The organism is Sciscionella marina DSM 45152 (genome assembly GCF_000379465.1).
Taxonomy (GTDB): domain Bacteria; phylum Actinomycetota; class Actinomycetes; order Mycobacteriales; family Pseudonocardiaceae; genus Sciscionella; species Sciscionella marina.
Map to the genome: position 1 here is coordinate 1 of NZ_KB905413.1, position 20,438 is coordinate 20,438.

Annotated in this window: 20 protein-coding genes and 2 pseudogenes; 7 read left to right on the top strand and 15 right to left on the bottom strand. The window is 67.2% G+C overall.

Annotated elements, in window-relative coordinates:
* Positions 1 to 234, top strand: a 234-nt coding sequence (locus A37U_RS46000) for a transposase (RefSeq protein ID WP_020500296.1), incomplete at its 5' end; no start/stop codon positions are given.
* Between the two features lie 76 nt (positions 235 to 310).
* Here A37U_RS46000 and A37U_RS54020 read toward each other — a convergent pair.
* The 12 genes and pseudogenes from A37U_RS54020 to A37U_RS0129660 form a co-directional block, all read right to left on the bottom strand.
* Positions 311 to 490 carry a helix-turn-helix domain-containing protein gene (locus A37U_RS54020; RefSeq protein ID WP_020500297.1) on the bottom strand — a complete coding sequence of 60 codons (180 nt, stop codon included), beginning with the start codon at positions 488 to 490 and terminating at the stop codon, positions 311 to 313.
* A 7-nt stretch (positions 491 to 497) separates the two neighbouring features.
* Positions 498 to 614, bottom strand: a pseudogene (locus tag A37U_RS55115) (hypothetical protein); the annotation flags it as partial.
* A gap of 176 nt (positions 615 to 790) precedes the next feature.
* Positions 791 to 1,432: a TetR/AcrR family transcriptional regulator gene (locus tag A37U_RS46010; RefSeq protein ID WP_063712849.1), complete on the bottom strand. Its 642-nt coding sequence runs from the start codon at positions 1,430 to 1,432 to the stop codon at positions 791 to 793.
* A gap of 37 nt (positions 1,433 to 1,469) precedes the next feature.
* Positions 1,470 to 3,113: an amidohydrolase gene (locus tag A37U_RS0129625; RefSeq protein ID WP_020500299.1), complete on the bottom strand. Its 1,644-nt coding sequence runs from the start codon at positions 3,111 to 3,113 to the stop codon at positions 1,470 to 1,472.
* 1 nt (position 3,114) lies between these two features.
* Positions 3,115 to 4,065: a P1 family peptidase gene (locus A37U_RS46015; RefSeq protein WP_020500300.1), complete on the bottom strand. Its 951-nt coding sequence runs from the start codon at positions 4,063 to 4,065 to the stop codon at positions 3,115 to 3,117.
* 9 nt (positions 4,066 to 4,074) lie between these two features.
* Positions 4,075 to 4,830, bottom strand: coding sequence for an ABC transporter ATP-binding protein (locus tag A37U_RS0129635; protein ID WP_020500301.1), 756 nt, complete (start codon positions 4,828 to 4,830; stop codon positions 4,075 to 4,077).
* Complete coding sequence (locus tag A37U_RS0129640) at positions 4,823 to 5,824, bottom strand: ABC transporter ATP-binding protein (RefSeq protein WP_020500302.1); 1,002 nt, start codon at positions 5,822 to 5,824, stop codon at positions 4,823 to 4,825. The genes A37U_RS0129635 and A37U_RS0129640 overlap by 8 nt, the downstream gene beginning before the upstream one ends.
* The gene (locus tag A37U_RS46020; protein WP_083933993.1) at positions 5,821 to 6,696 is read right to left on the bottom strand and encodes an ABC transporter permease; all 876 of its coding nucleotides are present in this window, start codon (positions 6,694 to 6,696) and stop codon (positions 5,821 to 5,823) included. The genes A37U_RS0129640 and A37U_RS46020 overlap by 4 nt, the downstream gene beginning before the upstream one ends.
* Positions 6,693 to 7,391, bottom strand: a complete 699-nt coding sequence (locus A37U_RS46025; RefSeq protein WP_020500304.1) for an ABC transporter permease — start codon at positions 7,389 to 7,391, stop codon at positions 6,693 to 6,695. Before A37U_RS46025 ends, A37U_RS46020 begins: the two co-directional genes overlap by 4 nt.
* Before the next feature lie 41 nt (positions 7,392 to 7,432).
* A pseudogene (locus tag A37U_RS55120) lies at positions 7,433 to 7,654 on the bottom strand (ABC transporter permease); the annotation flags it as partial.
* Between the two features lie 4 nt (positions 7,655 to 7,658).
* On the bottom strand, positions 7,659 to 9,236 hold the full coding sequence (locus A37U_RS0129655; protein ID WP_020500305.1) for an ABC transporter substrate-binding protein: 1,578 nt from the start codon (positions 9,234 to 9,236) through the stop codon (positions 7,659 to 7,661).
* Positions 9,237 to 9,283: 47 nt separating this feature from the next.
* A complete protein-coding gene (locus A37U_RS0129660) occupies positions 9,284 to 10,486 on the bottom strand; it encodes a DmpA family aminopeptidase (protein WP_240437712.1) in 1,203 nt (400 codons plus the stop codon).
* Between the two features lie 718 nt (positions 10,487 to 11,204).
* Between A37U_RS0129660 and A37U_RS46030 the strand changes: the two genes are divergently transcribed.
* Entirely contained in the window at positions 11,205 to 12,212 is a 1,008-nt protein-coding gene (locus A37U_RS46030) for a hypothetical protein (protein ID WP_020500307.1), read from the top strand.
* Between the two features lie 144 nt (positions 12,213 to 12,356).
* Here A37U_RS46030 and A37U_RS54025 read toward each other — a convergent pair whose 3' ends face one another.
* The 3 genes from A37U_RS54025 to A37U_RS0129680 form a co-directional block, all read right to left on the bottom strand.
* Positions 12,357 to 12,920, bottom strand: coding sequence for a TetR family transcriptional regulator C-terminal domain-containing protein (locus A37U_RS54025; protein WP_338055095.1), 564 nt, complete (start codon positions 12,918 to 12,920; stop codon positions 12,357 to 12,359).
* A 440-nt stretch (positions 12,921 to 13,360) separates the two neighbouring features.
* Positions 13,361 to 14,614, bottom strand: coding sequence for a GTP cyclohydrolase II (ribA, locus tag A37U_RS0129675; protein ID WP_240437713.1), 1,254 nt, complete (start codon positions 14,612 to 14,614; stop codon positions 13,361 to 13,363).
* Positions 14,611 to 15,135 (bottom strand): MarR family winged helix-turn-helix transcriptional regulator, encoded by a 525-nt coding sequence (locus A37U_RS0129680; protein ID WP_240437714.1) that lies wholly within the window; start codon positions 15,133 to 15,135, stop codon positions 14,611 to 14,613. The genes ribA and A37U_RS0129680 overlap by 4 nt, the downstream gene beginning before the upstream one ends.
* A 77-nt stretch (positions 15,136 to 15,212) precedes the next feature.
* Between A37U_RS0129680 and A37U_RS0129685 the strand changes: the two genes are divergently transcribed.
* The 5 genes from A37U_RS0129685 (at position 15,213) to A37U_RS0129705 (ending at position 20,431) form a co-directional block, all read left to right on the top strand.
* On the top strand, positions 15,213 to 15,692 hold the full coding sequence (locus A37U_RS0129685) for a flavin reductase family protein (protein WP_026197736.1): 480 nt from the start codon (positions 15,213 to 15,215) through the stop codon (positions 15,690 to 15,692).
* 33 nt (positions 15,693 to 15,725) lie between these two features.
* Entirely contained in the window at positions 15,726 to 16,715 is a 990-nt protein-coding gene (locus A37U_RS0129690) for an Ldh family oxidoreductase (protein WP_020500311.1), read from the top strand.
* Positions 16,716 to 16,855: 140 nt separating this feature from the next.
* Positions 16,856 to 17,878 (top strand): LLM class flavin-dependent oxidoreductase, encoded by a 1,023-nt coding sequence (locus tag A37U_RS0129695; protein ID WP_020500312.1) that lies wholly within the window; start codon positions 16,856 to 16,858, stop codon positions 17,876 to 17,878.
* Positions 17,875 to 19,491 (top strand): AMP-binding protein, encoded by a 1,617-nt coding sequence (locus A37U_RS0129700; protein WP_020500313.1) that lies wholly within the window; start codon positions 17,875 to 17,877, stop codon positions 19,489 to 19,491. The genes A37U_RS0129695 and A37U_RS0129700 overlap by 4 nt, the downstream gene beginning before the upstream one ends.
* A 10-nt stretch (positions 19,492 to 19,501) precedes the next feature.
* Positions 19,502 to 20,431 carry a beta/alpha barrel domain-containing protein gene (locus tag A37U_RS0129705; RefSeq protein WP_020500314.1) on the top strand — a complete coding sequence of 310 codons (930 nt, stop codon included), beginning with the start codon at positions 19,502 to 19,504 and terminating at the stop codon, positions 20,429 to 20,431.
* Positions 20,432 to 20,438 lie beyond the last annotated feature (7 nt).

Here is a 20,438-nt window from a genome sequence, read left to right on the forward strand (position 1 = left end):
GTGTTGTGCTCCACAAATGCGATTGAGTCGCTGAACGCGCGGTACCGTAAGGCCGTGCGGGCACGAGGTCACTTCCCCACGGAGCAGGCTGCGTTAAAGTGTCTGTATCTGGTCACGAGGTCGCTCGATCCGACGGGCAAGGGACAGGCTCGGTGGACCATGCGGNGGAAACCCGCATTGAACGCGTTCGCGAACACGTTCGGTGACCGCTGGCCGGCCGCCGAGAAGTACTAACCACCAACGCCGAAAACACCGAACCTGTTACAGGCCCTCGGCGCACCAAGATAAGGACAACCCAGCAGGGCGTCAGTCAGTAATCGAGCGACGACCCGGGACGAGAACGCGTCTCATCATCAAGGTCGGTGATCTTGGAGATCGTCTCCCGCGAGACCTGCGCCCCATAGATCTCCGCCAGGTGCGCCTGAATCTCTCCGGTGGCGAAACGTCCCCTCCCGGCCCCGAGGCACATCGATCCGGACATCGCCCCCATCGGTACCCACCGTCTTCGACGACGATCCGCTCTGCTCGTTCCACCCGAACTTCCCGGCAGCCTCACCTTTCTCGTACCCGAGGGGCTCATCCAGCTCGGTGTTCAGCGCCGACTCCGACACCATCTTCGTGACCGGCCGTAACAGCCCGTTCGGGCCGACCAGTGATACCCCCTCCACTCGCGCGCCGGCCGGACGGGTGGCGGGCGGTTCGCCTGGGCCCGAGCGATGCCTACCACCGGTTCTACGGGTAGTGGGCAGCGTTTGCCGACCGACCGGCCTGACGGCGCGAGGGGTGATCCTCAGCCGCCAGTTTCCTCCGAAGCACCAGGATGGCTGGCTTGGCCAGTGAGCCGACAACCGGTCGCCAGGTTCGCGTAGCCGAGTAGGTGCGTCTCTGCTTCGTGGGCGCCGACTGACAGCTGTCCGACGACATGGTGGCCGAACGCGTCTTCCAAAGCGACCATGTTGTGGGCTACTGCCGAGGACGACTCGGACAGGGTGAAGACCCCGAGCCCCTGGCCGACGTCGAGTATCGACTGGTAGATCGCGACTTGCCGGTCGTACAGCGAGCGGCGCAGTACGTGCACCACCGGGTTGCGGCGCACCAGCGGCGCGAACTCGTAGAGCAGGACACACAGCTCGTCGTCCGGGCCCACCGGTAGCCCGGAACGGATCATCGCGACGAGCCGTTCGCGGGGATCCTCGATCGCCTCGACAGTTCTGCGGCGTTGTGTCGCGAACCGGTCGACAGCGTCGCCGTACACGATCTGAAAGAGTTCGTCGACTTCCGGGAAGTAGTAGTTGACGAGTCCGGACGACAGGCCTGCCTCCGCGGCGATGTTGCGCACGGTGACGGCCGCCAGTCCTTCGCGGACGATCACCGCGCGTGCGGCGGCCATGAACTCGTCCCGCCGAGCCTGTTGGTTTTTACGGCGTGCCATCAGGGAAGTATCACCTGCCGCAGACAGTGTCCTACCATCAGGCGGTTCGCGAAGTGACCTGCTCGGCACCGACCCAGGTGGACACGACCGGGATTCGCCCGATCTCGTCGGGGGCGCTGGTCTCGGGATCGGCGCCGAGCACGACGAAGTCGGCAAGGTAGCCGGGGGCGAGGCGTCCCTTCGTTGCTTCTTCGCCGGTGGCGCTCGCCGATCCGACCGTGTAGAGCGCCAAGGCTTCTCGCACCGAGATGCGCTGTGACGGTCCGAGGAGGTCCCCGTTCGCCGACGTGCGGGTGACGCAGCTCTGCACCGCCAGCAGTGGCTCGACGGGGCCACAGGGATAGTCGCTTGACCCGGCCACGGTGATTCCGGAGTCGAGGAAGCTGCGGTGGGCGAACATTCGCTCCAGCCGGGCGGCGCCGTACCACTCGAGCAGCGCGTCGCCGTGGTACCAGACGTAGCTGCCGAACGGGACCGCGATCAGGTCCAGGGCTCGCATCCGCGCGAGGATTTCGGGGGTGACGATCGAGCAGTGCTCGATCCGGTGCCGCAGCCGCGTTCTCTCGGGTGTTGCCCGATCGGCCGCCTCGAGGGCATCGAGCAGGAGTGAGATCGCGCGGTCGCCGTTGGCGTGTACTCCGAGCCGGATTCCGGCGCGCTGTGCTCGGATGGCGAGGTCGGTGAGCATGGCGACGTCGGCCACCTGGATGCCGTGGTCGTCGTGGCCCGCACTGTCGTGGAAAGGCCGGTCCAGCAGGCAGGTGCGGCCGGCGACGGCGCCATCGACGAATGCTTTGACGCCGACGACTCGTACCCGGTCACCTCCGAACCCGGACATGATGCCCACATCGGCGAGCCCGTCGAGAAACGGGTGCCTGATCAGTGTTGCGACCCGCAGCGACAATCGCCCGCGACGCTCGGCCTCCTGGTAGTGCCGCAACACCTGCGGGCTCACCAGCGCGTCGCAGATCGAGGTGACTCCCGCGGCGTGTAGCTCACCGGCGAACTGATCCAGCCCCTGGAGGAATTCCTCCGGGGCGGGCTCCGGCAGGATTGGTGCCGGCCTGCCTGCCGTGGGGGAGGTGTAGGCGGACAGCGACCGCTCGTAGAGCAGTCCGTTGAGCCGGCCCGCGCCGTCGCGGCCGAGGTCGCCGCCGGCAGGTGGCTCGGTGTCGTCGTCGAGGCCGCCCGCGGTGAGGCCGGCCGAGTTGGTGACGGCCCAGTGCCCGGCGATGTGCACGACGAGGATGGGGTGCTCGCGCGAGATTCCGTCCAGAAACGCGCGGTCGATGCTCTGCCCGCCGGTGGTGCGCATGTGGTCGTAGCGTTCCGCGCGTATCCACCGTCGCGGTGGTGTCCGGGCGGCGGCCTCGGACAGTGCGGTGGTGAGGGCGGCGCGGTTACCCACGCGTTCGGGCGAAAGGTCGACGTGGAGCTTCGACTTGGCGCCCCAGGACGGGTGTGCGTGCGCGTCGTGGAAGCCGGGGACGACGACGTGATCCAGGTCGATGACTTCGGCTCGGGGAAAGCGGGTGCGCATCTCTGCACCGCTGCCGACCGCTACGACCTGTTCTCCGCAGGTGGCGAACGCGGTGGCGTCCGGGCCGGCCATGGTGATCACCCGCTGGGCGCGGAAGATCCGGACAAGGTGCCGCATCGGGTCGTCGGTCTGCACAGGCATCTCACACAGTGTCGGTAGGCACGTCGTCGGCGGGGATGTCACGAAGCGCAGGCACGTCGTGCAAGGTGGTGGCGTTGCGTACCGCGTCGCGGACGGCCTCGGCTGTGACGGTGGCGGCCACCGCCTCCAGTGCGCTCACGTTCGAGACCGGCACGGTTGCGGTGGAGACAGCGAAAGCGGTGTCGCCGTCGAGCCCGGTGGCTGAGGGCGACACCGCCTGCGCGATGCCCCCGTGTCCGGCGTGTGCCAGTCGCCAGGTGGCGCGCTTGTCCAGGTGGGCGTCGGTGGCGACCACGACGAGGGTTGTGGCCTGGCCCCAGTCGAGCGTCGGCTGTGCATCGTCGGCCAGTGCGTCGACGACCCGCACGTGTCGTCCTCCGCGGAGCAGCCCGGCGAGCACTCTCCCGTCCTGTCCTATGACGTCTCCCATGGGATTGGCGACGGCCCACGCGGCCACCGTGGCGCCCTGGGCGGTGGTGCGGCCGGCGCGGCCGAAGCCGCCCTTCATCGCCGCTGCCGGGCCGTCGAGGGAACCGGCGGTGGCGCCGGTTCCCGCGCCGACGGTGCCCACGTCCTCGGTGCCTGCCGGGACCGCCGTGCGCACCGCGTGCTCGGTGGCCGCCGGGGTGGGCCAGTCGACCCGCCCGAGCGGCAGGTCGTAGATCACCGCCGCGAGCACGGACGGCACGGGCTTGGGCTGCGGGACCGGGCCGCCCAGCAGTTGCGTGAGATGCGCGGCAGCGGTCAGGCCGTAGGAGCTTCCTCCGGTCAGCACGATCGCGTCGGCGTGGTCGGCCGCGCCGCCCGGCTCGAAGACCGGGGTGTTGAGGGTGCCGGTGTTCTGGCCACGGACAGCGGCTGCCGCGATCGAAGCCTGCGGCAGGAGGAACACGGTGAGCCCGGTGGCCGCGTCCCGGTCGGTCCAGTGGCCGATCCGGATCCCGTCGATCATGAAGTCTCCTCAGATGTCGCTTGCCAGCTGGAGCTTGCGCGTGTATTCATGCTTCGCGGGCTCGTAGAATCGATGGGCGGATCCCTCGTCGACGATCGCCCCTGCCTGCAGCACGATGATGCGGTCGGCGACGTAACGGGTGGCGCGAAGATCGTGCGAGATGAAGATCGCGCCGAACCGGTGCACGTCCTGCAACGAACGGATCAGGTTGATGATCTGTGCCTGCACCGACACGTCCAGAGCGCTCACGGCCTCGTCGAACAGGACGAACCGTGGCTCGGTGACCAGGGCTCGCGCGATGCTCACCCGTTGGCGTTGGCCGCCGGAAAGTTGGGCGGGGTATCGCTGCGCGAACGACGGGTCCAGCCCGACCTGTTCGAGGATCTGCAGTACGCGCTCGCGCCGACCGGTCCGGTCGGCACGAGCGAGGGCCAGCGGTTCGGCCACCGAACGCTCCACGGTCAGCCGCGGGTTGAGTGAGGTCTGTGGATGCTGCAACACGACGCTGAGCGTTCCGGGTCGCTGTCGGCGCATCGGCGTGCCGGTGAAACGGACCTGGCCTGATTCGGGCCGCATCAGCCCGAGGCACAGTTTCCCGACTGTGCTCTTCCCGGATCCGGACTCGCCGACCAGCCCGATCATCTCCCCCGGTGCGATCTGCAGCGAGAAGCTCTCGAGTACCGGCGTGCGTACCCGGGCCCAGGCCGATCCCTGGGAATAGGCGAAGGAGACGTCGTCGAGTTCGACGAGCGGCGGTTCAGCCACGGCTGGTTTCCTCCTGGTGAGCGGACGCGACGACCGGCAGATGACACAGCGTCTGTGCCTCTCCGACGTGGTGCAGCTCGGGCCGCACCGTGAGGCATTCGGCAAGCACGGACCGGCAGCGGGGCGCGAAGCCACATCCCTGGGTGGCCGAGCGCAGCACGGGCGGCTGTCCCGGGATCGGTTCGACCCGCTGGCCGGGTTGCTCATGACCGAGCGCGGAGGCGAGCAACTCCCGCGTATAGGGGTGGGCAGGGTTTGCGAACAGCACGGCGGGCGGTCCCTGCTCCACGACCCGGCCGCCGTACATGACGGCGACCCGGTCGCAGAAGCGGCGCACGGCGGGCAGATCGTGGCTCATCAGCACCACTGCCGTGCTGTGGTGGCGAGCCTGGTCCACGAGGAGCTCGAGAATCTCGGCCTGGATCGACGCGTCGAGCGAGGCGGTGGGTTCATCGGCGATCACCGCTGCCGGCCGGTTGGCCAGGGCGATCGCGATCGAGACGCGCTGGGCCATCCCGCCGGAGAGCTGGTGGGGATAAGCCCGTGCGGCGGTCGTGGGATCGGGCAGTCGCACCTGTTCCAGCAGCGCATGGATCTCCGCAGTGGACGCCCGCCCTTCGTGCTCGGCGGCGAGTGCCCAGCGCAGCTGTCGTTCCACGCGGGCGGTCGGGTCGAGTGTGCCGATGGGGTCCTGGAACACGAATCCGAGCCGTGCACGGCGCAGTGCCCGCAGTTCACGCTCCCCGGTGTGCAGGACCGAGTGGTCCTCGATGTGCGCCTCACCGGACTCGATCCGGGCCTCCCGCGGCAACGCGCCGGCCAGGGCCGCTCCGAGCGTGCTCTTGCCCGAACCGCTCTCGCCGACGATGCCGAGCACTTCGGCGGGCGCCACCGAGATCGAGGCGTCGTCGAGAGCACGCACTCGCTCGCGCCGGGTCCGGTACTCCACGACCAGCCCGCGTGCCTCCAGGATCGTCTGGGTCTGTTCCTTCATTGCTCCCGCCTCTGGGCTCGTAGCGAGTCGCCGACCAGATTGAAAGCAAGGACAGCCAGCCCGAGCACGAAGCCCGGAATGAGCAGATAGGACGGTGCCACGGTGAGGTAGAGCCGCCCGGCCCCGACCAGCGCACCGAGGGAGGTGTCGGGTGCCTGCACCCCGAGCCCGAGGAAACTGATCCCGCCCTCGACCAGCATCCCCAGCGAGATCGAATAGGTGCACTGCACGATCACCGCCTCACGCATGTTCGGCAACAGGTGCCGACGAACGATCCAGCCCAGCCTGGCACCGGCGACCTCGGCCGAAGTGACGAAGTCGAGTTCGACGATCCGCAGCGCCTCGGCCCGGGCCACCCGGATCATCGTCGGCAGTGTCACGGCCACGATCGCCACGATCGCCGCCGGTCGGCCCGGGCCGAGCACGACCGACACCAGCACCGCGATAAGGATCGTCGGGAAGCTGAACAGCACATCGGTGACGCGGGTGATCAGCTGGTCGACCCGCCGCGACGCGTAGGCGGCGCAGCACCCGATCGCGACCCCGACGACGGTGGCCACGAGCACCGCGATCGCCGACAGCACGATCGTGACACCGATCGCCGACGCGACCCGAGGCAGCAGCGAGCGGCCCAACTCGTCGGTGCCCAGCAGGAACCTCGCCGAGGGGCCCGCGACGCGCGGCCCGACCGAGGCGAGCGGATCGCCAAGCGGCAGCAGTGGATGCAGAATCCCCACCCCTACCAGCAGCACCAGCAATAGCAGCCCGAGCCACCCGAGCGGGTCCCCGCGGAACGGGATGCGCAAGCTCCGGGGCGCCGACCGGGCGGGACGGGCCGCAGCCGGTGCCCCCGTCGTCGATGAGTCCGTCATGCGGCCCCCCTGCGTCCCACTCGCGGATCGATGACGCCGTAGAGCACGTCGATGAGCATGTTGATCACCACGAAGGCCGCGGCCGCCGCCAGCACCACGCCCTGCACGGCCGGATAGTCGCGCTGGTCCGCGGCGTTGATCAGGTAGCTGCCGAGCCCGTTGAGCGCGAACAGGTTCTCCACGATCGCTGCGCCGCCGAGCAGGTAGGCCAGGTAGATGCCGAACACGGTGAGAACGGGCGCGGCGATGTTGCGCCACAGGTGGTGCCGGTAGGTGGTGAGCACCGGGAGGCCGCGAATCTCGGTGGCGCGCACGTAAGGCTCGTCGAGCACCGTGCCGACGGCCCTGCGGGTGGTCGCCATCACCACCCCGATCCCGAAGGTGGAGAGCACGAGCGCGGGCGGCACCGCGGCGGCGAGGTTACCGGCGGGGTCGTCGACCAGGCTCGGCCACACTCCCACGGTGAACGGCACCACGTAGGTGGTGATGACGAAGACGAGCAGGCCGCCGAGCAGGATCTCCGGCAGGCTCAGGAACAGGACGTTGACCAGGCGGGTGGCGGTGGCCGAACCCCGCCGGCGGGCGCTGACTCCGCCCAGCAGCCCCAGCGCGACACCGGGCACCACGGTGAACAGGCCGCCGAGGACGGCGAGCTCGATGGTGACCCGCGCCCGGCCGAAGATCTCGCCGGCCACCGGTTGCCGCTGCGCAGGGACGTGCCGAGATCGCCGGTGAACAACCCGCCGAACCAGTTCGTGAACTGTAGGAACACCGGCTGGTCGAGGCCGTACTTGGTCACCGCCGCGGCCCGTTCGGCTGGTGTCGCCTGCGGCCCCACCAGCACGTCGACGTAGTTGCCCGGCACCAGTCGCATGGCGATGAACACGACGAGGGCCACCCCGAGCAGTGTCAGCAGCGCGACGACGGCCTGCCGGAGGACGAACCCGAGTAGCCCCACCCCGTCACCTTCCTCCGACGTGGGTCCGGGACAGCGCCTCGACGTGGCGCATCGGGTCCACGTTGCCGTCCAGACCGCTGATCTTGGCCGTGACGCGGTCCGATCGGTAGGCGACGACTACCGGCTTGGTGACCAGCGGAATGGTGTTCGCCTGCTGCTCGATGGCTTCCGCCGCCCGCCGGGCGGCCTCGGTCACCACGCCGCCCTCGGCCTGCCAGGCCTGCGTGATGAGCTCGGTCAGGTGTGGATCCTTCTGCTGGAATCCCACCGCGAACGGGGCCAGCTGCGGGCTCCAGTTGCGCATCGCCATCAGCGGACCCCCGAACGCGGCGTAGTACGTGACGGTGGCGTCCATCTGTGCCGGCACAGACACCCAGGCCCGCTGGTTGAGCACGCCTTCTTCGAGCTGGGTGGCCACCACGGTCACGCCGATCTCGGCGAGGCTCTGCTGGATGATCTGGGTGATGGCGCCACCGACGGTGTCGCCAGCGGTGGCACCGTAGATGATCTCGAATCGCAGGTTGGGGTGACCGGCTTCGGCCAGCAGCGACCTGGCCCGATCGGGATCACGACGCAGCGAAGACGGTATCGCCCCCGGAAAGGCTGCCGACACCACACCGGTGACCTCGCCGGCGTCCGCAAGGGCGACGCGCCGGATCTTCTCGCGGTCGATGCCACAAGCGATGGCCTGCCGGACCCGGGGATCGGCGAAGGGGGTAGCGCCGCAGGCGTTCAGGGTCAGGACGAAGAAGTCGGTGCATTGCTGCACCCGCACGGCGAGGTTCGGGATGCTCGACAGCAGCAGGGGCGCGTCGGGCTGGTCGAAATCGGCGATGTCGATGCTGCCGTTGCCAAGGGCGGCGATCCGCGAGTTCACGTCCGGCATGATCGGGATGACAAGGCGGTCCGCGGCCGGCGAACGCCAGGCGTGCGGATTGCGGACCAGGACCCAGCGTTGATCCTGCTCGTGGCTTTGCACCAGGAACGGTCCCGTGCCGAGCATCTCGGTAGTCGGGTCGAGCCCGCCGGCGTCGATCTCCTTCATCGGCAGGATCACCGCAGACGCAGCGCTGAGCGCGGACAGGAACGTGCGGCTGGGCGCGGCAAGCCTGAACCGCACCGTCCGGTCGTCGAGCTTGCTGACCGTGGTGCTCGGGCCGCCGATGAAACTGGCGAACGATGTCGGGTTCTCCGGATCGAGATGTCGCCGGAAGGTCTCGACCACATCATCGGCGGTCAGCGGGCGGCCGTGGGAGAACACGGCATCGGGACGCAGCGAGAAGACGTACTCGGTCGGCGAGGGAGTCTGCCAGCTCTGCGCCAGCGCCGGCACTACGTTCAGGTTGTCGTCGAGCTCGACCAGCGGGTCGTAGATCACCTGGATCAGGTCCCACGAGGAACCCAGGTTCGACTTCGGCGGATCGAGCGCGATGGCTTCAGCACTCTTACCCCAGATGACCGTGCCGCCCGGTACTGCGGTGGCGGGCCCGATACCGCCACCGACCTCGGCGCGCCTCGCGCACCCCGACAGCACCCCGGGAACCGCGATACCGGCCCCTCCGGTGAGCAGCGCACGCAACACGGCTCGACGACCGACGCCAGTGCTTCCGGATGGAGGAACCGGGGCTGTCACGACGTTTCCTCGGGCAGCGCAGAGCAGAAGGAACGGGTGTATCGGCCGTGCGCCTCGAGCACCGCGACGAGACCCTCGTGCGGCAGCGCATAGGCGCGGACACCGTCACGACCGGTCACAGAACGGGCAGCCACCAGCGCATTGAGGATCGACTCCTCGGTGGCCTCCACTGCGGCGGCGAACAGCGGGTCGATACTCCCGTCGGCGAGCATCGCCACCGGCCGGGGCCCGGGAGTATCGGCGCCGTACTCGCTCTTACGCAGCCTGTTACCGGTGGCGAAGGCGAGCACGAGCTCGCCGCTGAAATGCTCGCCCACCCCTCCGGTGCGAGCGATCCCGAACGACGCCCGCTGCGCGAGACGGGTGCACTGATGCGGGAGCAACGGAGCATCGGTGGCCACGACCACGATGATCGAGCCGCCGCCCTCGACGGGCACGGTCGTTTCCGGCGGCACCGGAATCGGGACCTCCGCCGGACCGAGATGGCACCCGACCGGAACCCCATCGACCGACAGCCTGTCGCGGCGGCCCTGATTGGCCTGGACCAACACCCCAAGCGTGTACCGGCTGTCCCCGCTTGTCTCGATTTCGCGAGAGGCCGTGCCAATGCCGCCCTTGAAACCATGGCAAATCGTCCCGGTGCCCGCACCGACGTTGCCCTCGGCGACCGCACCGCCCACGGCAGCACTCAGGGCGTGCCCCACGTGTTCGGGGCACACGTGGAAGCCGTTGATGTCGTTCAGGACACCATCCCAAGTCTCCCCCACCACCGGCAGACCCCAGAACAGTTCACCGGGATCGCGTGCCGCGACCTCGGCCCGCACCAGCGCATCGCGCACCACCCCGACGCTATGGGAATTGGTCAGACCGACAGGCGAGGTCAGCATCCCACTCTCCCGCACCCACTCCAGCCCGGTGAGCTCACCGTTGCCATTGAGCCGGTGACACCCCGCGAACACCGGGCGACTCCAGATCCCCTTGTCGTGTGGCAGGACGACCGTGACGCCCGTGCGCACCGGCCCCCGACCCCTGACCAGCACGCCCGTCCCCCCGACGAGCGTGCAATGCCCCACCCGGACCCCGGAGACGTCAGTGATCGCATTAGCGGGGCCCGGCGAGCCACTGCCGATGACTATGCCGAGATCCCGTGCACGCGTCGGACCCAGAGGTCGCGTCATTGCAATCCTCTCACGACTCAAGCCGTCATAACTTGAGCAAGTGTACAAAGATAGCTCGGCCGCCTGTCAAGACCATCGGGAATAAAGCGCAAAGATGATCACGGCGACAGGGGTATCAGAACTGGACGGTCAATCAAAGTATCGGTGAGTACAGGCCGCCGGTTGCCGTATGGCAGAGCCCTGGCCCGAAGGCCGCCGACGCACATGGCCGCGATCGGCCTCGGGCAAGCGAACGCCATGCCGCCGATGGGCGGACGATGTTTCGAACATGCCGATCGTGAACGAAGACCAACGAATGATCCGGCTTCTCCCTCGACGAAACCGTGTCCGTGCCGACCTTCGGAAGCCTCCTCGTCTCGACACCGAGTCCAGCGGATCGACACCGCCGCCGCATCCGGCACGTTCTCAACCGGCTTCCTCGCTCGACCGCTGCCAGGATGTGCGGGACGAACCCCGCGAGCACCACTCCGCACGCACCGTCGGGCCTGCCCAGCGCCGCAGCTTCCAGCACGCGCCCGCGCAACCGCGGCAGCCCGAGAGCATCGAGCCCAGCGACGTCTCGGAGCCAATCACCAGCCACGATCTCGCCATCAGTGCCGAGCACCTCGGCTACCGCGATCGAAACAGCACCTCGCCCGGCACAAAGGACCGCTGCGATAAAGGAATACGGAGCGCCCGCTGCTTCGGTCGGTGTCGTGGTCGGTTGCGCTGGATCGGTCGGGATTATTAGCGTCCGGGCATGCGTCAGCGACTACGTCGACTCGCGCCCGCGGCCGGGCTGTTTCTGCTCGCCCCGCTGGTGGGCGAGTTCCTGCTCGGCAACCTGCCGATCGACAAGCTCGGCGTGCTGCCGATCTTCGCGCTGCTCTACGGGGCGGGCGCGCTGCTGATCCGCGAAACGGTACGACGCACCGGCCGCGGCTGGCCCGCGATCGTGCTGCTCGCCGCGGCGTACGCGCTGCTCGAAGAGGGCCCGGTCGACCAACTGCTGTGGAACCCCTCATACGGCGGAAGGCAGCACACACTCGCCGGCGACGCATACCTCCCGGCACTCGGCACGAACCTCTCGGTGGTGCAGGCCGTGCTCTCCCTGCACACCATCTGGAGCATCAGCGTGCCGATCGCCCTGGTCGAGACGTTCGTGCCGACGCGTCGCACGGCGCCCTGGCTGGGCCGTATCGGGCTGACGGTCACCGGCGTCCTGTTCGCCCTCGGCGTGGCCGCCGCGTACAGCGAAAGCCAGAGAACGGGACAGTTCCATGCCACCCCTGGCCAGTACGCCGGTGCCCTGGTGGTGATCGTCGCGCTGGTCGTGCTGGGCTTCGCTGTCCCCTACCGGCCGCACCCGATCGACCGGACGGCACCGAGCCCATGGCTGGTCGGCGCGCTCACCCTGATACTGACCAGCCTGCTGCTCTACCTGGTGATGTTCTGGCCCGGCCGCCTGTCCCAATGGGTGAGCGTGGCCGCCTGGTGCGTCGTGGCCGCCGCGCTAGCCATCCTGATCGGGCGCTGGTCCCGCTACCGCGACTGGGGCGCCGCACACCGGCTCGGCCTGGCTGCCGGCGCACTTCTGACCTACACCTGGATCGCGTTCCTCCACCAACCCGTCGGCGGCCTCCCGGACCCGCGTGCCCAGCTAGTCGATCTCGCCGGTAACACGGTTTTCGCGCTCCTGGCGGTGGCGCTGATCGTGCTCGCCGCCCGAGCCGTCCGCCGTACAGCGAGAACCCCGGCTCGGTACTGAGCAGCGGGCAGCGCGACAGCGGTAGCGGCTGGTTTGCCGGGTTCCGCGACCTCGCAGCGGGCACCGCGGGCCTCATCGGACTCCTCAATCCCGTCACCGGCGTGTGCTCCGTGGCACCCTCATCACCGGTCGCTCCCCCGACGATCAACCAAACCCTCGCCTTGTTCCAGGGGTACGTCGGTTTACTGCCCGGGCAAGCCGATGCGGCTCGCGTCGTGCGATGGTTCCACGCGAAGCTCTCGCTGCCCTGTCTGCACGGCCCACCCCACGGGACTCCCTCGTGTTCGTCGCCGGAGTCGACCGCAAAGTCGTCCAAGAACGTCTCGGCCACTCGCGCATCAGCAGCACAGTCACTGGAGCATCAACGCAGGTAAGGAATTCGACGCTGTCACGGATCTTGTGGATCTGGATCATGTCCCGCATGAAGAGAGCGGTGCATCCGCAAGGCTTACCTGCCAAGTACACACAGTTCCTTGGCGTACATGCGGTACTGCGGCTCGTCTCCATACGATCGGTGACAGAGTCGTTCGCGTTGCACACCGTGCGAACCGTGAGGAGTGTGTCGAGGTGCCTGTGCAGGATCGCCTGCGCGCGTTCGGGTGGCATTCGGTCGGGTGCGGTCACGGCATCCAGGCTGAGGACGTCGAGCAGTGCGGCCAACCGGTCGGTTCTGCCGGACCACCGTGCGCAGCGAGTCGGACAGGTCACGCGCGTAGGGCCGGAGAGTGTCGTTGGTGCGTGCTGCGGTGGTGAAGGCCAGCCACACGCTCGTCTCTTCTCTCAGCCGCCGGCGGTCCTGTGGTGACTCGGCAATGCGGAGGTTGTCGACGTGTGCTGGCACACGGGCGTTCACCGCGTCGTTCAGTGCCTGCTGCGCGAAAAGCATCAGCCCGTCGTGGTCGGCGAAGTAGTGCCTCACCGAGCCGATCGCCAGTCCGGCCTCCGCCGCAACATTGTGCAGTGATGCCGCGTGGAGTCCGTGGCGGAGCACGACGCGGAACACCGCTTTGGCGATGCCCTGGCGCCGGGCTTCGGGATCGACGAGCTCGGGCACAGTGCTCGTTCCGTTGTCGGGCCTTAGCGGGCCGGCGCCGCCAGCGGAGCAATCAGTCGTCTGAAATAAGTTCTGAGAGCCGCTATCAAGTCGCTCAGGAAATCTCGCGGTTGTCGAAGAGGTGGCCCATGCGGCGGTGTTTCGTAGCGAGGTAGTGAATGTTCGTAGGAGCAGCGCCGACGGCTAGGGAAAGGCGGCGCACCACGGAAACTCCACCGGCTTCCAAGCTACGAATCTTGTCGGGATTGTTGGTCAGCAGCTGGACGTGGGTCGTGTTGAGATCACGTAGTATGGCTGCCGCTGCCCCGTATTCGCGCGCGTCTTCCGGTGTGCCGATGCGGAGGTTGGCGTCCACTGTGTCCAGTCCCTCGTCCTGAAGTTCGTACGCGGCCAGCTTCTTTCTGAGCCCGATGGCCCGACCTTCGTGTCCGCGCAGATACACCACCACCCCACCGTCCCGCCCGATGCGCTCCAGTGCGGCGTCGAGCTGCGGGCCGCAGTCGCAGCGCTGCGAGCCGAGTGATTCACCGGTAAGGCACTCGGAGTGGACTCGCACGATGGTCTCATCGCTCGGGTTTCCACGAACGAGCACGAGATGATCGGCACCCGTGCGCAGGTCGAGATAGCCTAGTGCGCGGAAATGTCCGTGTCTGGTGGGTAGCTCGGTCTCCGCGGTTCGCACCACTCGCGGATCCTCTGCGGTCGGCAGGGGGTTCCATTGACGGTAGCCGATCAGTTCGGCGATCGTGAGCGTCGGCAAGCTGAACCGGTGCGCGACGGCCTCGACCCCGGGACCTCGCAGCATCGAGCCGTCCTCGTCCACGAGTTCTGCGATAGCCGCGACCGGCGGCACACCGGCCAGTCGGCATAGGTCGACCGATGCCTCCGTGTGCCCTGGCCGCTCGAGGACACCCCCGGCTCGTGCCCGCAGCGGCAGGATATGACCGGGACGGGTGAGATCAGCACTCGTGCTTGCGGGGTTCGCGAGTGCCTGGAGGGTACGCGCACGGTCTGCAGCGCTGATTCCGGTGGTGACACCGGTTTTTGCGTCTACGGTCACGGTGTAGGCAGTGCCTCGAGAGTCCTCGTTGTACGCCACCATCGCTGGCAGCGCCAGCTCCGCCGCGCGATGCGGGGGCATCGGCGCGCACAGCAGCCCGGAGGTGTGCCGGACGGTCCAGGCGATCCAGTCTGGCGTCACCGCGTGCGCGGCGAGTACGACATCACCTTCGTTCTCACGGTCGGCGGCGTCGGTCACAAGTACCGGCCGGCCGGACTTCAAAGCGGCTACTGCCATGTGAATTCGATCCATAAGCTCATTATAAGCATGCTTACGATCCTGGGTCACTGCCTGTCCGTGCGCTCCTCGTCGCGCGACTCACCTTCAACCACTTGCGCCGCCTGTCGCAGCTGACGGTCAGCGGCCGCGATGTCGTCTCGGCCGAGTACCGAGTTGAGCGTGTCGCTGATCTTGAGCACGGCGCTCCCCATCTCCGCGAGCGCAGCAAGGCCGGCCTTGGTGACTTCGAGCGAGTGGGCTCGCTCACTCTCCGGATGCGCGCCGCGGACGACGAAACCGCGTTTCTCCAGTTGCGTGATCATGCGCGTCATCGTTTGCGGACGGGCATAGCAACGGCGGGACAGTTGGGCGAGCGTGAGATGCGGCTGATTGGCCAGTATGCGCAGCGCGGTGTAACTGGACAGTGTCATGTTCCACGGCCGGAGTCGCACATTGCCGATCCGCGAGACCGCACGCTCGAATCGGAACACGGCGTCGATCAGGGAAGACGCCTCATCCATGTCGGTTTCTCGTCGCACGGGCGAGCGACCGTCATCAAACGGGTCGATATAAGGAAACTGGCCTGCCACTCCCACAGTGTAGTGGTAGCGCGCGGACGGGTCTTCAGTATGTTGCTTGACCAAAAGAGTGCTTGTATCATGTCAGCATGCTTACAAAAATGGCGTTCCGATCGACGTTGGGGCATTTCCCCAGCGGGGTAGTCGCCGTCACCAGTCGTGACGCGCACGGCGAGCCGGTGGGGATGGCTGTCTCGTCGTTCACCTCGGTTTCGCTCGAACCCCCTTTGGTGGCATTCCTGCCTTCCAAGTCGTCTTCGACGTTTCCGATCATCGCTCGGCGCGGCACCTTCTGCGTCAACGTCCTGGCCGTCGGCCAGGAAGACATCTGCCGCGCCTTGGCCGTGCCGGGCGGGGACAAATTCACCCGTGTGAGCTGGCACCCCGGATCACACGACGATCCCGTGCTCGATGGTGTCGTGGCCTGGCTCGGTTGCACGATCACCTCCGTGCACGACGCTGGCGACCACGACATCGTCGTGGGCCACGTTGACGACCTGGCTGCCGATGGTTCAGCGGACCCACTGCTGTTTTTCCGCAGCCAGTACCACCATGTCGCTGCCGCTTGATCTCAACCCTGTCACATCCGCGGAGGCCGGTTCATGACCATTTTGACCTTGCCCGATGCCCGCGCTCTCGTGACGAAGGCGATGTCCTGTGCCGGGCAGTCACCGGCGGACGCCGACGTCATTGCCGATCATCTGCTCGACTGTGAACAGCGAGGCTTGTCGTTCGGCGGGCTTGCACGCGCGGTGTCTATCGTGGAACGTCACCGGACCACACACGAAGAACCGCGGCCGATCCGCGTCGTTGCCGAAACCTCGGTCTCGGCAACGCTCGACGGCGGCGACCAGGTGGGGTACCTCGTTGGCATGCGAGCGCTTGCGCTGGCGATGTCCAAGGCTCGCGAGCGCGGGATAGCCGTAGTCGGTGCCCACAACACCTGGTACACGGGAATGTTTTCCTACTATCTGGAGAAAGCCGCCGTTGCGGGTTTCTCGGGGATGATCGCAGGCAGCGGACCTGGCGTGGTCGCTCCGTACGGTGGTACCGAAGGCCGGTTCGGTACGAACCCCATCGCGTTCGGTTTCCCCGCGAGCCCGACGCCGGTCATCTGGGACATCGGCACATCCGCTGTCATGTATGGCGAGGTGGCGCTGAAAGCCAGGCTCGGCGAACGCCTGGAACAGGGGCAAGCGTACGACTTCGACGGCGTCCCGACACGCGATCCTGCTGCCGCTTTGGATGGCGCGTTCGCCGTCTGGGGCGGACACAAAGGTTCCGGGCTGGCCATGGTTGTACAGCTGCTCGGGATGATGAGCGGTGCGGCTGCTGACCCGCCCGGCATCTCCGACTGTGGCTTCTTCGTGCTGTTGGTCGACCCGGCCGTGCTGACCGATCCAGACGACTACCAGGACAGGGTCACCGAATTCGCCGCGTCGATGCGGGCAACGAGGCCGGTCGAAGGCGAGGCAGGGGTCCGAGTGCCGTTCGATCGGTCCGTGGCCTGCCGTGCGGAGACGCTTCGACGCGGCACGATCGACGTGCCCGACGCCGTGGTCACGGCACTTCAGAAGTCGACGTCCGCCTGAGCATACACACGACCTCGCGATCAAACCGTCCCGAACGACCCGGTGCCCCGCGGCTGCGCCCAGGCGGAGTCGCGCATCCGGCACCCCGACCATTTCACCAGGCACCAGACCTGGTTGGCAGACAATCAAAGGAGGACACCATGGTCCAGTTCTTTACCGGGCTCCAGCCCCTCGAGGCCGGCGAGACCGACCCGGACCGAATGCTCGAGCGGGTCCACGAACTGGACCGGTCGCAGGCGATCGACCGGGTACTGGTCGGGTACTCCTCGACCTGGCCGCACAACCATGCGACCGCGCCCTTTGCGCTCGCGGCAACCGAGAAATTCTCCCCGATCGTCGCCCATCGGCCCGGTGTCATGCCGCCGGTGGCAGCGGCACGATACTTCGCGACCCTGGATGTGTTGGCGCGCGGACGGCTCGCTATCAACCTCGTCGTCGGTGGGTCCGATAAAGACTTGCGCCGCGAGTCCGACGACCTGCCTAAGGAGGAGCGCTATCGGCGCGCGATCGAGTACCTTGATGTGATCCGCCGAACCTGGACCGCAACCGATCAGTTCGACCACCATGGCGACTACTACGCCGCAGAAGCGGTGAAGATCCAAACAAAGCCTGCGCAGGGGCAAGTGCCGATCTTCATGGGCGGGGAGAGCGATAACGCGGTCGACTTCGGCGCGCGTCACGCGGACCTGTACATGCTGTGGGGGGAACCGTTCGCGGGCACGAAGGAACGCATCGAACGGGTTGTCGCTGCATCCGAACGCTACGAGCGGCAGATGCGGTTCTCGCTGAGCCTACGGCTGTTCGTCGGCGATTCCGACGACGATGCCTGGGCGCAAGCCCGTGCGGTCGAACACCAAATCGCGGCAGCGAGTGGCCAGTTCCTCCGTTCCTCCTCGACCGACACTTCGGTGGGGCGGCAGCGGGCGCTGGCGTTGACCGAGGAGGAGCTGCATGACGACTGCTTCTGGACCGGGCTGACGAAATTGCTCGGTGGTTTCGCCAACTCCCAAGCGCTCGTCGGCACCGAGGAGCGCATCCTGAACACGTTGGGCACCTACCGTGATCTCGGCATCGACACGTTCCTGGTGACCACAGGCGCCGAGGCAGCCTGGGACCCGACGCTCGAAGACTTCCTGGCCCGGGCGAAGAAGGAGCTGGGATGACCCGGACCGTCGTGTCACCCAAGGAACTCGCGGACGACACCGTCGGTGGTCTCGTCGCCGCACGGGCCCGGACACTCCAGGACAAGCCCGCCTTGGTGTCCGGCGATACCGAACTCACCTACGGTCACCTGGACGAGACCGTTTCCCAGGTGGCCCGCGGCCTGCTCGCGATCGGTTCCGCGCCGGGCGACTCCGTCGGCATCCTGCTGCCCAACCGTGTCGAGTATCTGCTCGCCTGGTTCGGTGCCGCCCGGGCAGGGCTGGTCGAGGTGCCGGTCAACACCGCCTACAAGGGCATGTTTCTCGATCACGCGCTGCGCAGTACCGCCGTGCGGGTCTTGGTCACCGAGGCCGGCCTCCTCGAGCTCGTCGCCGACCTTCCCGAACCACCTGAAACGCTCACGACGGTGGTCTTGCTGGACGAGGTCAGGCCCAGCCGCACGCTGCCCGGCGTCAGAGTGCTGACCTGGCGTGAGCTTCTCGCCGACGGCGAATGCGCAGCCGAGCTGCCCGAGGTCGGCCCGGCGGATCCGGTGGCGATCATGTTGACCTCCGGCACTACCGGCCACAGCAAAGGAGTCGTCTACCCCAACCGCATGCAAGTGGTCGCCGCCCGAGAGTGCACAGCGCAAATGGGCACCACCCCCGATGAACGGCTTTACACATGCCTGCCGCTGTTCCACGGTGCTGCGCAGGTCAATCTCGCTTTGCACGGCCTGTACGCCGGTGCGACCGTGGTACTCGGCAGGCGGTTTTCCGCGAGCCGGTTCTGGGACGAGTTGCGCGCGAATCGCGTCACCCAGTTCAACGCACTCGGCTCGATGCTGCCGGCACTCCTCGCGCAGCCGGCCTCGAACTCCGACCGCGACCACCATGCGCAGCGTGCGTTTGCCGCCCCCGCCCCAGAAACGGTACTCCAACCGTTCGAGAAACGCTTCGGTGTGCACATCGTCGAAGGCTACGGACTCACCGAGACCAAGAACATTCTTTACAACCCGCTGTCAGGGCGCAGGATCGGCTCGATCGGGTTGCCCACAGCATCATCCATCGTCGAGGTCCACGACACGTCCGGGCAACCAGCTGCGCCGGGCCAGGCGGGCGAAATCGTCTACCGCCCCCGTGAGCCGCACATCATGTTTTCCGGCTACCACCACGATGCCGAGGCGACCCTCGCGACGATCCGCGATCTGTGGTGGCACACAGGGGATCTCGGCTACACCGACGAGGATGGCTACTTCTATTTCATCGACCGTAAGAAAGATGCGCTGCGCCGCCGCGGCGAGAACATATCCTCGCACGAGGTCGAATCCGTACTGCTCGCCTACCCAGGAGTCGTCGCCGCCGCCGTCGTCGGCACACCCTCGGAACTCGGTGAAGACGAGGTACTGGCCTTACTACAGCTGGAATCCGGACAGCAGCTCGATTTCGCTGAGCTCTTCTCTTACTGCGACCGGTCGATGCCGCACTTCATGGTGCCCCGCTATTACCGGGTCCTCGACCAGCTACCTGCCACCCCGACCGGCAAAGTGCGCAAGACCGAACTGCGCAGTCAGGGGCGGACCGGCGCATGGGACGCGCAGCTCGCCGGGCTCACACCGACCCGCCATGCCTGAAGGAACCACCATGGTCGACGAAGTACACATTCGTGAGATCGCGCCACGCCTGACGTTCCAGAACCATCTCGTCCCGACCGAGGTCAAAATCGAACTGGTGCGACGACTCATCGACGCCGGGGTCCGGGCATTCGAGCTGTCTTCCTTCGTGCGGCCGGACCTGATCCCGGGACTCGCCGATGCCGAAGACGTGTTCTCGGGCATCCCTCGTGTGCCCGGGCTGCGCCTAGGCTGCTGTGTTGGCAATACTCACGGACTCGTGCGGGCTATCGACGCCGGCGCGGATGCCGCGTCGTTCCTGCTGTCGGCCGACGAGGACTTCGCCCTCGCCAACACCGGACGCTCCACGACAGAATCCCTGAGCGAACTCGAACGCATGGCGGCCTACGCCGCCGACTACGACATCGTGCTCGCCACGTACGTGATTTTCGCCTGGGGCGGCCCCACCGGCCCCGCCAGGGACGGAGCACAGCTTGAACCACTGGCGCGCCGGTTGCTCGATATCGGCGTGGATCATTGGATCCTCGCCGACTCGTCCGGATACGCGGCCCCGCCGCAGGTGCGCGAGCTCGTGACCACCGCACTCGCCCATGTACCCGCCGAAAATCTCACCGTGCAGATACACGACACGCGCGGCATGGGCCTGGCCGCCTTGCCGTCCCTGCTCGAGCTTGGTATTCGCAACATCGATACCGCGCTCGCAGGCAGCGGTGGACACCCCGCCATGCCAGGTACTCCGGGGGGCGGAATTTGCACCGAAGACGCCATCCAGTTCCTCGAACTGTGTGGCGTACCGACCGGCATCCACCTGCCCCGGCTCGTCGACACGGCCAACTGGTTCGCCGAGCAAATCGGCATACCCAACAAAGGTTTCGTACGGCACACCGGCCCGGTACCACGTGAGAACGGGGCCACGAAGCCACTGACATTCACCTGGTGACAAAGCT

Coding starts and splice junctions, on each gene's coding strand:
- A37U_RS54020 (WP_020500297.1), bottom strand. CDS start 490: ATGGGGGCGATGTCCGGATCGATGTGCCTCGGGGCCGGGAGGGGACGT.
- A37U_RS46010 (WP_063712849.1), bottom strand. CDS start 1,432: ATGGCACGCCGTAAAAACCAACAGGCTCGGCGGGACGAGTTCATGGCC.
- A37U_RS0129625 (WP_020500299.1), bottom strand. CDS start 3,113: ATGCCTGTGCAGACCGACGACCCGATGCGGCACCTTGTCCGGATCTTC.
- A37U_RS46015 (WP_020500300.1), bottom strand. CDS start 4,065: ATGATCGACGGGATCCGGATCGGCCACTGGACCGACCGGGACGCGGCC.
- A37U_RS0129640 (WP_020500302.1), bottom strand. CDS start 5,824: ATGAAGGAACAGACCCAGACGATCCTGGAGGCACGCGGGCTGGTCGTG.
- A37U_RS46020 (WP_083933993.1), bottom strand. CDS start 6,696: ATGACGGACTCATCGACGACGGGGGCACCGGCTGCGGCCCGTCCCGCC.
- A37U_RS46030 (WP_020500307.1), top strand. CDS start 11,205: ATGCGTCAGCGACTACGTCGACTCGCGCCCGCGGCCGGGCTGTTTCTG.
- A37U_RS0129685 (WP_026197736.1), top strand. CDS start 15,213: ATGCTTACAAAAATGGCGTTCCGATCGACGTTGGGGCATTTCCCCAGC.
- A37U_RS0129690 (WP_020500311.1), top strand. CDS start 15,726: ATGACCATTTTGACCTTGCCCGATGCCCGCGCTCTCGTGACGAAGGCG.
- A37U_RS0129695 (WP_020500312.1), top strand. CDS start 16,856: ATGGTCCAGTTCTTTACCGGGCTCCAGCCCCTCGAGGCCGGCGAGACC.
- A37U_RS0129700 (WP_020500313.1), top strand. CDS start 17,875: ATGACCCGGACCGTCGTGTCACCCAAGGAACTCGCGGACGACACCGTC.
- A37U_RS0129705 (WP_020500314.1), top strand. CDS start 19,502: ATGGTCGACGAAGTACACATTCGTGAGATCGCGCCACGCCTGACGTTC.